Genomic DNA, 13,077 nt, shown 5'->3' on the forward strand with positions numbered 1-13,077 from the left:
ATCGGACCATCCAGGAGTGACCCATGAGTGGCAGCATTTCCCGCCGTGAGGCGATCAAGGCCGTAACCGCCCACAGCACCCCCGAGTGCACCACGGCGGAGGCGCCTCTCGCCGACCTGTTCGGGATCAACGTCTTCAGCAAGTCGGTCATGAAGGACCGTCTGCCCAAGAGCGTCTTCAAGAAGGTCGCGGCCACCATCGACGAGGGCACCATCCTCGACCCCACCATCGCCGATGTCGTCGCCAACGCGATGAAGGACTGGGCGATCGAGAAGGGCGCCTCGCACTACGCCCACGTCTTCTACCCGCTCACCGGGTTCACCGCCGAGAAGCACGACTCGTTCCTCGAGCCCGACTCCTCGGGCGCCTCGCTCGCGGAGTTCCAGGGCAAGACCCTGCTGCAGGGCGAGCCCGACGCGTCGAGCTTCCCCAACGGCGGCCTGCGCGGCACGTTCGAGGCCCGCGGCTACACCGGTTGGGACGTCACCAGCCCGGCCTACATCCTCGAGAACCCGAACGGCAACACCCTCTGTATCCCCACGGTGTTCATCTCGTGGACCGGCGAGGCGCTCGACAAGAAGACCCCGCTGCTGCGCAGCCAGCAGGCGATGAGCAAGCAGGCCATGCGACTGCTGAAGTTGTTCGGCCACAGCGACGTCGACACCGTCGTGTCGTACGCGGGCGCCGAGCAGGAGTACTTCCTCATCGACGAGCACTTCTACTACGCGCGGCCCGACATCATGACGACGGCGCGAACCCTGTTCGGCGCCAAGCCGTCCAAGGGCCAGGAGTTCGACGACCACTACTTCGGCGCCATCCCCGACCGCGTGCTGGCGTACATGATCGACCTCGACCGTGAGCTGTTCAAGCACGGTATCCCGTCGAAGACCCGCCACAACGAGGTCGCGCCCGGACAGTTCGAGCTCGCCCCCGTCTTCGAGCGTTCGGTGCTCGCGCACGATCACCAGCAGCTGATGATGACGATCATGAAGAAGGTCGCCGAGAACCACGGCATGACCTGTCTGCTGCACGAGAAGCCGTTCGCCGGTGTCAACGGCTCGGGCAAGCACGTCAACTTCTCGCTGGGCAACGGAAACCAGGGCAACCTGCTCAACCCCGGCGACACCCCGCACGAGAACGTGCAGTTCCTGGTGTTCTGCGCGGCCATCATCCGCGGCGTCCACAAGTACGGCGGCCTGCTCCGCGCGTCAGTCGCCTCGGCGAGCAACGATCACCGTCTCGGCGCGAACGAGGCTCCGCCGGCGATCATCTCGATCTTCCTCGGCGATCAGCTGATGGACGTGTTCGACCAGATCGCGAAGGGCGGTGCCACCGAGTCGAAGGAGTCGGGCGTCCTCGAGCTCGGTGTCGACAGCCTGCCCCCGATGAAGGCCGATCCGGGCGATCGCAACCGCACGAGCCCGTTCGCCTTCACCGGCAACCGCTTCGAGTTCCGCGCGCCGGGCTCCAACCAGTCGATCTCCGACCCGATGGTCGCCATCAACACGATCCTCGCCGACTCCATCGACTACCTCGCGACCGAGCTGGAGAAGCTGACCTCGGACGGCACCGAGTTCAACGCGGCCGTCCAGACGGTGCTGCAGCAGGTCATCACCGATCACGGCGCGGTCATCTTCAACGGCGACGGTTACGCCGACGCGTGGCAGGAGGAGGCCGCCGCACGTGGCCTGAAGAACCTGCGCACCACCGTCGACGCCGTTCCGTTCATGGCGGAGAAGGAGAATGAGGAACTCTTCGAGCGTTACGGCGTGCTGTCGGCGCGGGAGCTCGAGGCCCGCAAGGACGTCATCCTCGAGCAGTACGCGCTGACGATCCTGGTGGAGGCCAAGGAGACCGCCGAGATCGGCAAGACCATGATCCTGCCGACCGCGCTGCGCTACCAGGGCGAGCTGGCCGGCATCGCGGTGAACGTGAAGGCCGCCGGCCTCGACGCCGCCAACCCGCTGCTCACCGACATCACCACGGCGATCGGCGCATTGAGTGCGTCGTTGGCGACGTTGGAGAAGGGCATCGCGGAGTTCCACGGCGAATCGGAGCTCGAGGAGTCCACCTACGCGCTCGAGACGCTGATCCCGGCGATGGCCGAGGTGCGGGTCGCGGCGGACACCCTCGAGGGTCTGGTGGCCGACGACCTGTGGCCGCTGCCGACCTACAACGAGATGCTGACCATCCTGTAGATCCTCACCGCATCCCCACCACCGACGGCGGTGGACCGGCGCACCCGCACCGGTCCACCGCCGTTCGTGATCGCGGGGCTGGAGTACCGAGAAGTCAGGCGCGGCGGCCGATACGACCGAATCGACGCTGTGCGGCCGGCGCGGCGAGCGTCTCCGACTCGACCGCGACCAGCGAACCGTCGGCATTGCGCCGTACGAGGATGTCGGTGGCCAGCATCCGCTCGCCGGGCCGGAACGGATTGGCGACGAACCGTGACGACGTCGAGGCCGAGCACCCCGCATGACCGCGCGGCAGATGGATGCCGCCGATGTAGAGGTCGCCGACCACGCCCGGTGGCAGCGCCTGCAACCGGGAGTCGAGGACATAGGTCTCGGTGTTCCACGCCGGGATGGCGCCGATCACCTCGCTCCCCCCTCCGAGGCCGGCGAGGCGATGGGCGATCGAGGACCGCCGACGCGCCGAGGCGGACGGGGACGTCACGCGATGAAGCACCGAGGCGCCGGTGCGCAGCGGTGCGGTCACCGCGATCCGGGCCAGTACCGAGATCATCCAATCGGAATCCATCGAATCCGTGTCGGGGAGATCGCGACCCACGATCGGGGAGTCGCTGTCGGTGTCGGCGATGGAGGCGATCCACTGCAACCGAGCGGCAAACGACCGCTGCGAGATGATCATCGGAGTGGTCGGTGCCGGAGCGAGCCAGCCCAGCATGGCCGTCGACCCCAGGCGCGCGGGTCCGAGCAACTCCTGGGGGCAGATCGGGTCGTCGGAGTACTCGGCCAATTCCTGCGGATCGAGCGAGACCACCGACACCCACGGCGGGATCACGTCGAACCCGCTGCGCACCAACGACTCCGGGGTCTCAGCGGCAGCGGTCGCGGCGTCGGTCGCGGCGAGGATGTTCGGCACGTCGGCGTGACGGACGAACTCCCCCATCACCGCATCGGGGTCGATGTCGGTGTCGGACAGCACGCGGTCGGTCACCACACACGCCGGGTCCGCGGCCGCCACGAGACCGGACACCGTCTCGGGCGAACCGTGCACCGGCAGCGGCAGCACGCCACCGCCGGCCCGGAACACCGCGAGGGTCGCGACGGTCGCCCACACCGGGTCGACACACATCACACCGACGACGACGTCGGTGCCGACGCCGTTCGCGATGAGCGTGCGCGCGACCTGGTTGACGCGACTGTCCAACTCGCCGTAGGTGATCGGATCGGCGCCGTCGGCGAACTCGATCGCGACGGCGTCGGGGTGGCGCGCCAATGCGACGTCCACGAGGTCGACCACGGTCGCGGGCACCGTCAGTTCGTCGGTGTCGTTCCACAGCCGTGGGACCGGGGTCGCGGCAGGCGACGAGAGCGCGGCGAGAAGACGATCGAGGCGGCGCTGCGGATCGGCGTTCACGCCCACGAGGTCGATGCGCAGGCGGTCGCCGAGGGCGCGGTAGACCCGCACCAGCGGCACGTCGCCACGGGGGCTGTCCCGGCGCAGCACGGTGACCTCTCCGCACAGGTCGCCGAACGACACCGGCCCGACGCCGGTGAGTTCCTGTACCTCCGCGGACAGGCCGGACTCGATGGAGGCGGCCGCGATCACATCGGCGAGATCGACGTCGTCGCGGAGCGCTCGCATACGGAGCGCATCCGACATCGTCGCCGAGAGGATCCCGCCGGCCGTGTCGGCCGGGAGATGGGAGGTGGGGTCGACGTCGGTGCCGAGGCCGTCGGTGGCGGCCGCATCCGTCCGGGGCACCGCCGTCCGGGTGGCGGCGTAGGCGGCCGCGATCGCCGGCATCGGGCCCAGCGGATCCGCGCGGCGATGGGTCAGGAAGACGACGGTGTGGTCGCGGGACACCGACTCGACGAGAACCGAATCGACACCGGCCGCCGCATGGAGCGGGGCGTGCGTGGCGATGGCGTCGTCGAGTGCGTCGTGGTCGACGGGTCCGCGCAGATCGACGGCGATCGAGGTCTGCTGCGGGCGGTGGGGGGACGTGTCGACAGAGTTCGCCATGCCCGCCCTCCTCGTCGCACACCGTTCGGTCACCCGTACGTCGCAGCGGACGGGAAACCTGTTACGCGATGTGGTTCGGAGAGCGCTGGGCGCCGGATTGGTCGCCGGTCAGCGACCGGCCGCGGTGACCCGCGCCGCAACGGCGTCGACCAACACCGACGGGATCTCGGTGGGGTCCTTCGCCTGATAGCTGGTACCCGCAGGGGCGAGGTCGGCGATCTGTTTCAGGGCGGAGGTGTCGGCGTCGGCGGAGATGCCGATGGTGACGATGTCGATGGGTCGAGCAGGGTCCTGCAGCGCCTTGATCTGCGCCAACAGCTCCGACAGACCGAGGCTGCCGGGATCCTCGTTGCGGCCGTCGGTGAGCACGATGATGCTGTTGGAGTAGTTCGGATCGTAGGTGTCGAGGACCTTCTTGTAGGCCGCCAGTGTCGTGTCGTAGAGGCCGGTGCCGCCGCCGACGTAGCGCTGGTAGTCCTTCGCCTGGCTGTTGAGGAACTCGCGTTGGGTGCGGCCGTCGGGCCGGACGTGGTCCTCGCGTTCGATGGGGGCGATCTCGATCCAGTCCTGTCCCGGTCCGCCCTTGTCGACCGAGAAGTACCACATCCCGATCGCGGTGTTGTTGGGGAACAGCTTGTTCCCGGTGAGGGCGGCCTGCACGAGGAGTTCCGCGCGGGTCGACGAGCCGACCTGCTCCTCCATGCTCCCCGAGACGTCCATCGCGACCAGCGTCCGGATGGGTTCGGCGACCACCGACCACTGCCGCAGGGTTTTCGTCTGCTGGGACGGATCGCGCAGCACGATCTGCGCGACGTCGCCGACGCCCGCCCCGGCCAGCGGTGCGCGGGTGGGCAGTCGGTAGTGCTGTGCGGTGAGCGCCTGTGCGCCTGTGGCACTCGACAACTCGCGCGCGAACCGTTGTCCGGCTTCCCGCGCCGCGTCCCGACGATCGGCGGCGGCGGTGACGAGCATCGGGTGGTCGAGGAACGTCGTCCCCACCGAGGGCACCTTCTCGGTGAGCTTCGTGGTCGGTGTGGAGGCGGCGTGGGAGAGGAACTGCTGCTCGGTGGTGACGACCGGGATGCGCGAGGACTCGGCGAGGGCGAGACGTGACTCCTCGGAGTCGTCGGCGGCGCGGACGTTGCCCTGCTGAATGGCGAGCAGCGTCATCGCGTCGGTGAGGTCTTTGCTGCTCAGCGTGCCCTTCTCGACCGAGGCCAACGCTCCGACGATGGGCGCGTTGCCGGTGCTGGAGTCCAGCGGACTGCCGATGCGGAGGTCGGGCAGCTTCATCACCGACACCCAGTCGGCGAGCTCGGGCAGCGACGACCCGACGACGACGGCCGGGGTGCTCGCCACCGACGGCACCACGATGTCGGTGGGGACGTTCACCCCTCGGGTGACGGTGGTGGCGCGGCCGGTCGAATCGGCGACCCACAGGTCCGGGGCGCCCTCACCGCGGGTCAGTTCGCCGGCGATGCCGGTCCCGGCGACGGCCGACACCGTGTAGTCGAAGCACGAGTTCTCCGACGCCTGCGGCGCCACGGATTTGAGCACCGTGGTCATCGAGGGGTCGGCGGCGATGGTGATACCCGTGCGGGAGTCGCACTCGGGACCCGACGAGCCGCCGACGGTCGCCCACACCACGCCGCCGGCCACGAGCGCGACGACGACGACCGCTGACGCGATGAGCGGTCCACGGCGTCGTCGGCGTGGCGGTTTGTCGTCGGTGCCGCGCCGCGCGGCAGGCGTCGACGCGTCGGCGGCGTGATGGCGCCCCATGGGTTCCCCGTCCGTCGCGCTGCACTCATAGAGCGGTGACCAGCACCGATGGCAGCGATGTCGACGAGGATGATAGCCCAGGCAACCGGCCCGGATACGCCGATCCCCGGCGAAACGGTCGAAACGGGCGGTCGACGGTCGTGGGCCGGCGCGCGGTTACTCGGCGAAGACCTTCTGAAACTTCGCGAGGGACTCGCGGAGGTCGGAGGTGACCAGCTTGGCGGCGGCCTTGCCTGCGGGGCCCATCATGGGCAGGCCGCCGAGGTCGAGGTCGATGGTGACCTTGGAGCCGTCGCCGGACTTCACCGACGTCAGGCTCAGCTTCACCTTCACGCCGCCCTTGCCGTTGCCCTTGAGAGCGACGATGTTCGGCGGATCGAACTTGTCGACCGTCCACTCGAAGCGGACGCGGGTGCCCTTGACCGCGACCACCGAGGCGATCTTCAGGCCCTTCGCCAGCTGGTCACGGGTCGGTACCTCGCTGCGCCAGCCGTCGTGGATGGTCAGCCACTCCTCGTACCGGGAGAGATCGGAGACATTGGTCCAGGCGTCGTCGGGACTCAGGGGAACCTCGACGCTCTCGCTCACAGAAGCCATGCCGCACACGATAAACGGTTCGTTGCCATCTGTGGGTGGCGGGATCGATGGTCGGCCGTCGACTCCTGCGCGCGGTCACTCGGTGTCGGCGAGGGCCGCGAGCACCGCACGGGTGCGGCGGTCACGGCGTCGGGCGAGTGTCTCGTACACCTGCGCGCCGGAACCGTAGGTGTCCTCGACGGCCTCGACGAGGCGTCGCATCGATTCCGGATCGGTGGCGGGCACCCCGGGTTCGATGCCGCCGGTCTGGGCGCCGACGCCGGCGAGCAGGTGGGCGATACCGCCGGGTCCGCCGCCGAGGACGTTGCCCTCGAACAACCCGATGGTGGCCCACCGCAGTCCGAGGGAGTTGCGCAGGATGGTGTCGAGGTCGCCGGGCGACACGACACCCTCCTGCACGAGGTAGCGCGCCTCGCGGGAGACCGCCGCCTGCAGGCGGTTCGCGACGAAACCCGGGAGTTCGGTGGTGATCACGACCGGTTCGCGGTCGAGCGCACGGTAGAGCCCGACGGCGGTCTCGGTGGTCCCCGCGGCGGTCCGCGACCCGGGCAGCACCTCGACCAGCGGCATCAGTTCCGGTGGGTTGAAGGGGTGGCCGACCAGCAACCGCGCCGCGACCCCGGGCTCGAGATCGACGGCGATCTCCGAGGCGGTGATCGACGAACTCGAGGTCGCCAGAACGGCATCCGCAGGCGCGGCCGCCCCGATCTCGGCGAACAGCTGCTGCTTGACCGGGAGGCGTTCGGGGCCGTTCTCCTGGACGAGGTCCGCGGAGCGCACCGCGGCGGCGAGATCGTCGGTGGCGACCACGGCGGGATCGTCGCCGAACGCGGCGGTCACGATGTCGCGCAGATCCGCGCGGGGGTCGGTGATGGTGACGGTCCATCCGTGCTCGCGGGCCAGTCGCGCCCAGGAGATCCCGATGACCCCCGCACCGACGATGGCGAGGGTGGGTGTGTGGCTCATGACTGCTCCGTTCGTGCAGGGATGCCGACGATTCCGGTGAACGCACTGCCGGCAACCGCGGCGACGACGCGCTCGGCGGGTCCGTCGGGATGGGTGGGCACCGCGCGCACGGTGCCGTCGAGGGCGGTCACGTAGGCGACGTCGGCGTCGATCGCGAGGCCGATGGCCTCGCCGAACCCGTCAGCCAGGATCGTCGGCGTGCGTCCGGTGTCGCCGACGGCGGGTACCGGCGCGCAGTTGAGGGTGTTGCCACGGGGTGCGGCGCCCCGGTCGGTCCAGTACAGCGACGACGAGGCGGCGTCGAACCAGAGGTCGATCGGTTCGGGCAGATCCGCCCAGACCGTCTCGATGTCGGTGCGAGTCCCTGCGGTCTCACCCGCGGGGATGTCGAGTCCGACACGGAAAATCCGTCCCGCACCGCCTTTCGCCGGACCCTTCTGCGTCCAGTACAGGTGACGTGATGCGACGTCGACGGCCACGCCGACGCACTGGTCGGCCATGTCGACGAGACCGGTCTCGGGGTCGCGCGGGCGGATCACCAGATCGGTGACCTCGCTGCCGTCGACGGCCGCGCGCGTGACCCGGCCGCCCTCGCGGTCACCCCAGTAGAGGTGAGCGTCGGCGAGGTCGAGTTGCTTCCCGGTGGTGATGGTCCCGTCGGTGAGGACGGTCGCGACATCCGAGCCGTCGAGCCGGGCTGATCGCAAACCGCCGTTGCGGGCACTGAAATCGGGACCGTCGTCACCACGGCTCGGCCTGCCCATCAGCGTCCAGAAGATCCGGTCGGAGGCGGGGTCGTACACGATCCCGTCCGGCGCGGAACCGGTCTCGGCGACGAGGGTGCTCACGGTGCCATCGAGGTCGACGCGGCGGATCGCGCCGCCGGCGATGTCGAGGACGAGCAGGTGATCGAACACGTCGGTGTCCCTTCAGACGGTCGCGGCGAGTGCGGCGTCGGCGTTGTTGAGCAGCGCGCTCGGTGCGCGGAGCACGGTGTCGGCGGTGACGGCTCGACGCCGCGCCGCCTCCACGCCACCCAGTGTCGCGGTGATGCCGACGAGGCGTGCGGCGTGGTGGCCGACCTCGGACTCGTACGTCATCCCGATACCGCCGTGGAGCTGGATGATCTCCTCGGCGACCGCGGTCGCCGCGTCGCACACGTAGACGAACGCGTCGTCGGCGGCAGAGACGAGGACCTCGGTGTCGGCGGTGCCGTTCGCGACGGCCTCGGCGGTGGCGGTGGCGTACAGCGCCATCGACCGCGCGAGTTCGACCTGTGCGTAGAGGTCGGCGGCGCGGTGGACCAGCGCCTGGAACGTCGACAGCGGTACGCCGAACTGCTTGCGGCTCTTCAGGTACTCGACGGTGAGACGCAGACCCGACTCCATGAGACCGATGGCCTCGCCGGTGACGGCGATGCGTGCCTGCGCGAACGTGGTGCGCAGTGCGGTACCCGCGTCGGCGGTGCCGTCACCGAGGAGGACACCGACGGCGTCGGTGAACGTCACCTGGGAGGCGTGCGACCAGTCGGCGGTGCGACCGTCGGCGCGCGTGATCCCGGCGACGCCGGACTCGACGAGGACGACCCGTGTCCGGCCGTCGGTGTCGATCGCGGTGACAAGGAGGTGCGACGCCTGATCGGCGTGTGCGACAGGGGCCTTCACGCCGGACACGGTGGCGCTGCCGTCGTCGGCGACGGTGACCGTGGTGGCCGGAGCGGCGTCCCAGGCACGGCCCGGTTCTGCGTGGGCGACGGCGATGACGGACTCGCCGGCCGCGAGTGCACCGAGCAGCTCCTTCTGCTGGGTCGGATCACCCAAGGCGGCGATGACCCAGCCCGGCAGGGCGACACCGTCGAGGAGCGGTTCGGTCGCGGCGTGGCGGCCGATGGCCTGCAGGCTCGCGTAGAGCTCCACCGGCCCGGCGCCGACACCGCCGTGGTCCTCGTCGATGGTGAGCCCGGTCAGTCCGAGTTCGGCCAGCGTCGACCAGGTGCGGGCGTTCCACCCGAGATCGGAGGTCGTCGCGTTCGCGCGGCCGCCCATCGTGTAGTCGCGGCCGACGGCCGAGTCGACGGTGTCGAACAACAGTTGCTGGTCGTCGTTGAGATCGAGATTCATGATTGCTCTCCTACAGTCCGAGGATGGTCTTGGCGATGACACCGCGCTGGATCTCGTTGGAACCACCGAAGATCGAGAGCTTGCGCAGGTTGAGGTACTGGGTCGTGGCGGCGGAGGCGGCCGGGTCGGCCGCCAGGTCGCCGTCGGCGGACACGAGGGCGCCGTCGGTGCCGGCCGCGGTCATGCGCAGCCGCGTCAGGTCCTGCAGGGCCTGCGTGCCCTCCATCTTCAGCAACGATGACACCGGACTGGCCTGCCCGTTCTCCGAGGCTCCGGTGACCCGCAGCTGTGTCGCCTCGAGGGCGATCAGCCATGTCTTCAGCGAGTGCATGGAACCGCGGAACGCCGGATCGGTGGCGAGAGTGCCGGTGCCGGTGTCGGTTCCGGCGGCCGCGGCGGCGAGATCGGCGTAGATGCGCTGCGCGGTGCCGACCTGCGCGATGCTGTTGCGCTCGTTGCCGAGAAGGAACTTGGCGTAGGTCCAGCCCTTGTTCTCCTCCCCCACCAGGTTCTCGGCGGGGATCACGACGTCGTCGAAGAAGAACTCGTTGACCTCGGCGCTGCCGTCGACGAGCCGGATCGGCCTGCGCTCGATGCCGGGCGTGGTCAGGTCGAGCAGCAGGAACGAGATGCCCTGCTGTTTGCGCTCGGCGTGGGTGTCGGTGCGGGCGAGGACGAACATCCAGTCGCCGTGCTGACCGAGGGTCGTCCAGGTCTTCTGACCGTTGAGGACGTAGTGGTCACCGTCGCGGCGTGCGGTGGTCTTGAGCGACGCGAGGTCCGAACCGGCCTCGGGTTCGGAGAACCCCTGCGACCACCAGATGTCGAGGTTGGCCGTCGCGGGCAGGAACTTCTGCTTCTGCTCCTCGGTACCGAACTCGGCGATGATCGGGCCCACCATCGACACGTTGAAGGCGAGCGGCTGGGGCACCGCGGCGCGCTGCAGTTCCGAGCCGTAGATGTGCGACTGCGTTGCGGTCCAGTCCTTTCCACCCCACGCCGCGGGCCAGTGCGGGACGGCGAGGCCGTGCCGGTTGAGGATGCGCTGGCTGGTCACGATGTCGTCGTGCGTGGTCTGGTTCAGGGCACTGCGGCGACGGATGTCGGCGGGGACCTCGCCGAGGAACACCTCGCGCAGATCGTCCCGGAATGCGATGTCGGCCGTCGAGAGTTCGAGGTCCATGATGTCTCCCTTGCTTGTTCGGTGTCTGGTGCGCGGCTCAGGCGGTGGCCGGGGTCCGTACCGCGTCGAGCACCTCGTCGGTGCTGGCGCCGGCGCGCTCGGCGTGGCGGTAGAAGCCGGTCGGTGTCTGCGAGAAGTGCAGCGGATTGGCGACCACGCGGATGGTGCCCTCGGTGGGGTGCGCCATCTCGGTGATCAGCCCGACCTCGCGGACATACGGGTCGTCGGGCAGGTCGGCGATGTCGACGACCAGTCCGTACGGCATGTCGTTGGCGGTGAGGTACTCCTCCCACTCCGCGGTGGTCTTGTTCGTCGAGTGTGCGAGCACCTTCTCGATGCCCGCGGTGAACACCGGTCGATCGATGGTCGGCGACTCCCACGCGGGGTCGGCGGCGTCGGCGTCGAGACCGGCACCGACGAGGAGCTTGCGGACCGCGTCGTTGGTGTAGGGCACGGCGGCGATCGCGCCACCGTCCTTCGTCCGCATCGCGGCGTGGGCGCCGGTGAGGCTCAGCGGATTGCCGACCTCACCCGCGGCGGGGACGAACACGTCGCCGGCCATGTGCTCGACCATGTTCACCGCGATCATGGCGTCGGCCATCGCGAGCGCGACATGCTGGCCCTCGCCGGTGCGCAGCTGGTGGTAGAGCGCCGCGAGGACACCGTTGAGCAGGTACAGCGCGGCGGTCTTGTCGGCGATGAACGTCGGCATGAACTGCAGCGAACCGCCGGCGCGATCCTGCAGGCTGACCAGACCGGACACGGCCTGGATCACCTCGTCGTACGCCGGACGGTTGCCCTGCGACGACGTCGGCGCGAAACCCTGCGCGTGGGCGTAGATGAGATGCGGGAAGCGCTCGTGGACGGCGTCGTAGTCCAGACCGAGGCGCTGCAGCGCACCGGCGCGCATGTTGGTGACCAGGACGTCGGCGTCGGCGAGAATCGCGAACAGGTCCTCGATGCCCTTCGGGTCCTTGAGGTTGATCGCGACGCTGCGCTTGTTGCGGTTGACCTGCATGTACAGCGGCGCCATCCCGGGGTTGCGACCGGTGTTGGCCGGCGATTGGCGCGCGGTGTCGAACGGCGGCTCGATGCGGATCACGTCGGCACCGAAGTCGCCGAGGATCTGTGTCGCGTACGGGCCCATCACCACGGTCGAGATGTCGACCACGGTGACGCCTGCGAGGGGGCCGGATGTCGGATCTGCGTTCATGTCTGTGGTGGTCATGTCATCCACGCTAGGTCGTTGCCCAAGGTAAGAGAATTACCGTCTGGCTCAGATCGGTATGTCCACGGCGATAACACCGGTCTAGGCTCGTGCACTGTGGAGATGCATCACCTGCGGTACTTCCTCGCGGTCGCGCGCGAGCTCAACTTCACCCGCGCGGCCCGGTCACTGAACATGTCGGTGCCGCCGTTGAGTCAGCGCATCCGCACCCTCGAACACGAACTCGGCACGCCGCTGTTCGAACGCTCCACCCACCACACGAAACTCACCGCGGCGGGCGAGGCCCTCGTACCGCTGGCGTCGTCGGTGGTCGCCGATTTCGACGCCATCCCCGGACTCGTCGGGCCCGACACGGGCCGCGTCGAGGTGCGTCTCGCGATCCCCGACGTGCTCAACCCCGCGCATCGTCGCTCGCTGACAGCCTCGATCCGCGACCTCGAGGCGAATTTCTCCTTCGCCATCCGCCAGATGCCGTCGTTGCAGATGGAATCGGCACTGCTCAGCAACTCCATCGACCTCGCGATCGCCCACGTCGGCACCACCGACGACCGCCTGTCGACCCTGGTCCTCTACAGCGAGCCGCTCGGCGCGGTCATCGATGCGTCGCGGTTCCCCGGGCGGACGTCGTTGCAGCTGAGCGACCTTCGCGGGATGCGGTACATCCGGGGCCCGCGGCACTGGGATCTCGGTCAGGGACGGGCCGACCGACTCGCCGCGGCCGGCGCCGTCGTCGACACCGACGCGGTGTTCAGCGACACCAGCGGCCTGATGATGTTCCTGCGGAGCACAGCCGGTTTCACCATCGTGCCGATCGAATCCGAGGCGGTCGGATCACTCGACCCCGACGACTACGCCGTGTTGCCGATCGACGACATCGACGACTCGCTCACCACCTACCTCCTGCGCCGCACCGCCGACACCCGTCTGCAACCGGTCGTCCGCGCCCTCGGCCGCGCCGAGGCCCGCCCCACCCCACCATCCTGATC

10 protein-coding genes are annotated in these 13,077 nt (G+C 69.1%); 2 read left to right on the forward strand and 8 right to left on the reverse strand.

What is annotated here, in order from left to right; translation table 11 throughout:
- Nucleotides 1–23 precede the first annotated feature (23 nt).
- Nucleotides 24–2,198, forward strand: coding sequence for a glutamine synthetase III family protein (locus tag TU34_RS16910; protein ID WP_045824054.1), 2,175 nt, complete (start codon nt 24–26; stop codon nt 2,196–2,198).
- A gap of 94 nt (nt 2,199–2,292) precedes the next feature.
- On the opposite strand, the gene TU34_RS16915 is transcribed toward TU34_RS16910, so the two are convergent.
- From TU34_RS16915 to TU34_RS16950, 8 genes are all read right to left on the reverse strand, one after another.
- Nucleotides 2,293–4,215 (reverse strand): AMP-binding protein, encoded by a 1,923-nt coding sequence (locus tag TU34_RS16915; RefSeq protein WP_045824055.1) that lies wholly within the window; start codon nt 4,213–4,215, stop codon nt 2,293–2,295.
- Between the two features lie 108 nt (nt 4,216–4,323).
- Nucleotides 4,324–5,997, reverse strand: a complete 1,674-nt coding sequence (locus TU34_RS16920) for a substrate-binding domain-containing protein (protein WP_150116577.1) — start codon at nt 5,995–5,997, stop codon at nt 4,324–4,326.
- A 156-nt stretch (nt 5,998–6,153) separates the two neighbouring features.
- The gene (locus TU34_RS16925; protein ID WP_045824089.1) at nt 6,154–6,594 is read right to left on the reverse strand and encodes a type II toxin-antitoxin system Rv0910 family toxin; all 441 of its coding nucleotides are present in this window, start codon (nt 6,592–6,594) and stop codon (nt 6,154–6,156) included.
- Nucleotides 6,595–6,669: 75 nt separating this feature from the next.
- Nucleotides 6,670–7,560, reverse strand: a complete 891-nt coding sequence (locus tag TU34_RS16930) for a 3-hydroxyacyl-CoA dehydrogenase NAD-binding domain-containing protein (RefSeq protein WP_045824056.1) — start codon at nt 7,558–7,560, stop codon at nt 6,670–6,672.
- Nucleotides 7,557–8,477: a hypothetical protein gene (locus tag TU34_RS16935; protein WP_045824057.1), complete on the reverse strand. Its 921-nt coding sequence runs from the start codon at nt 8,475–8,477 to the stop codon at nt 7,557–7,559. Before TU34_RS16935 ends, TU34_RS16930 begins: the two co-directional genes overlap by 4 nt.
- Before the next feature lie 12 nt (nt 8,478–8,489).
- Nucleotides 8,490–9,680 (reverse strand): acyl-CoA dehydrogenase family protein, encoded by a 1,191-nt coding sequence (locus TU34_RS16940; protein WP_045824058.1) that lies wholly within the window; start codon nt 9,678–9,680, stop codon nt 8,490–8,492.
- 10 nt (nt 9,681–9,690) lie between these two features.
- Complete coding sequence (locus TU34_RS16945) at nt 9,691–10,863, reverse strand: acyl-CoA dehydrogenase family protein (RefSeq protein WP_045824059.1); 1,173 nt, start codon at nt 10,861–10,863, stop codon at nt 9,691–9,693.
- Between the two features lie 37 nt (nt 10,864–10,900).
- Nucleotides 10,901–12,091 (reverse strand): CaiB/BaiF CoA transferase family protein, encoded by a 1,191-nt coding sequence (locus TU34_RS16950; RefSeq protein WP_238981364.1) that lies wholly within the window; start codon nt 12,089–12,091, stop codon nt 10,901–10,903.
- Nucleotides 12,092–12,193: 102 nt separating this feature from the next.
- Between TU34_RS16950 and TU34_RS16955 the strand changes: the two genes are divergently transcribed.
- Nucleotides 12,194–13,075 (forward strand): LysR family transcriptional regulator, encoded by an 882-nt coding sequence (locus TU34_RS16955; protein ID WP_238981366.1) that lies wholly within the window; start codon nt 12,194–12,196, stop codon nt 13,073–13,075.
- Nucleotides 13,076–13,077 lie beyond the last annotated feature (2 nt).

This window comes from Williamsia herbipolensis (assembly GCF_000964005.1).
GTDB classification, from domain to species: Bacteria; Actinomycetota; Actinomycetes; order Mycobacteriales; family Mycobacteriaceae; genus Williamsia_A; species Williamsia_A herbipolensis.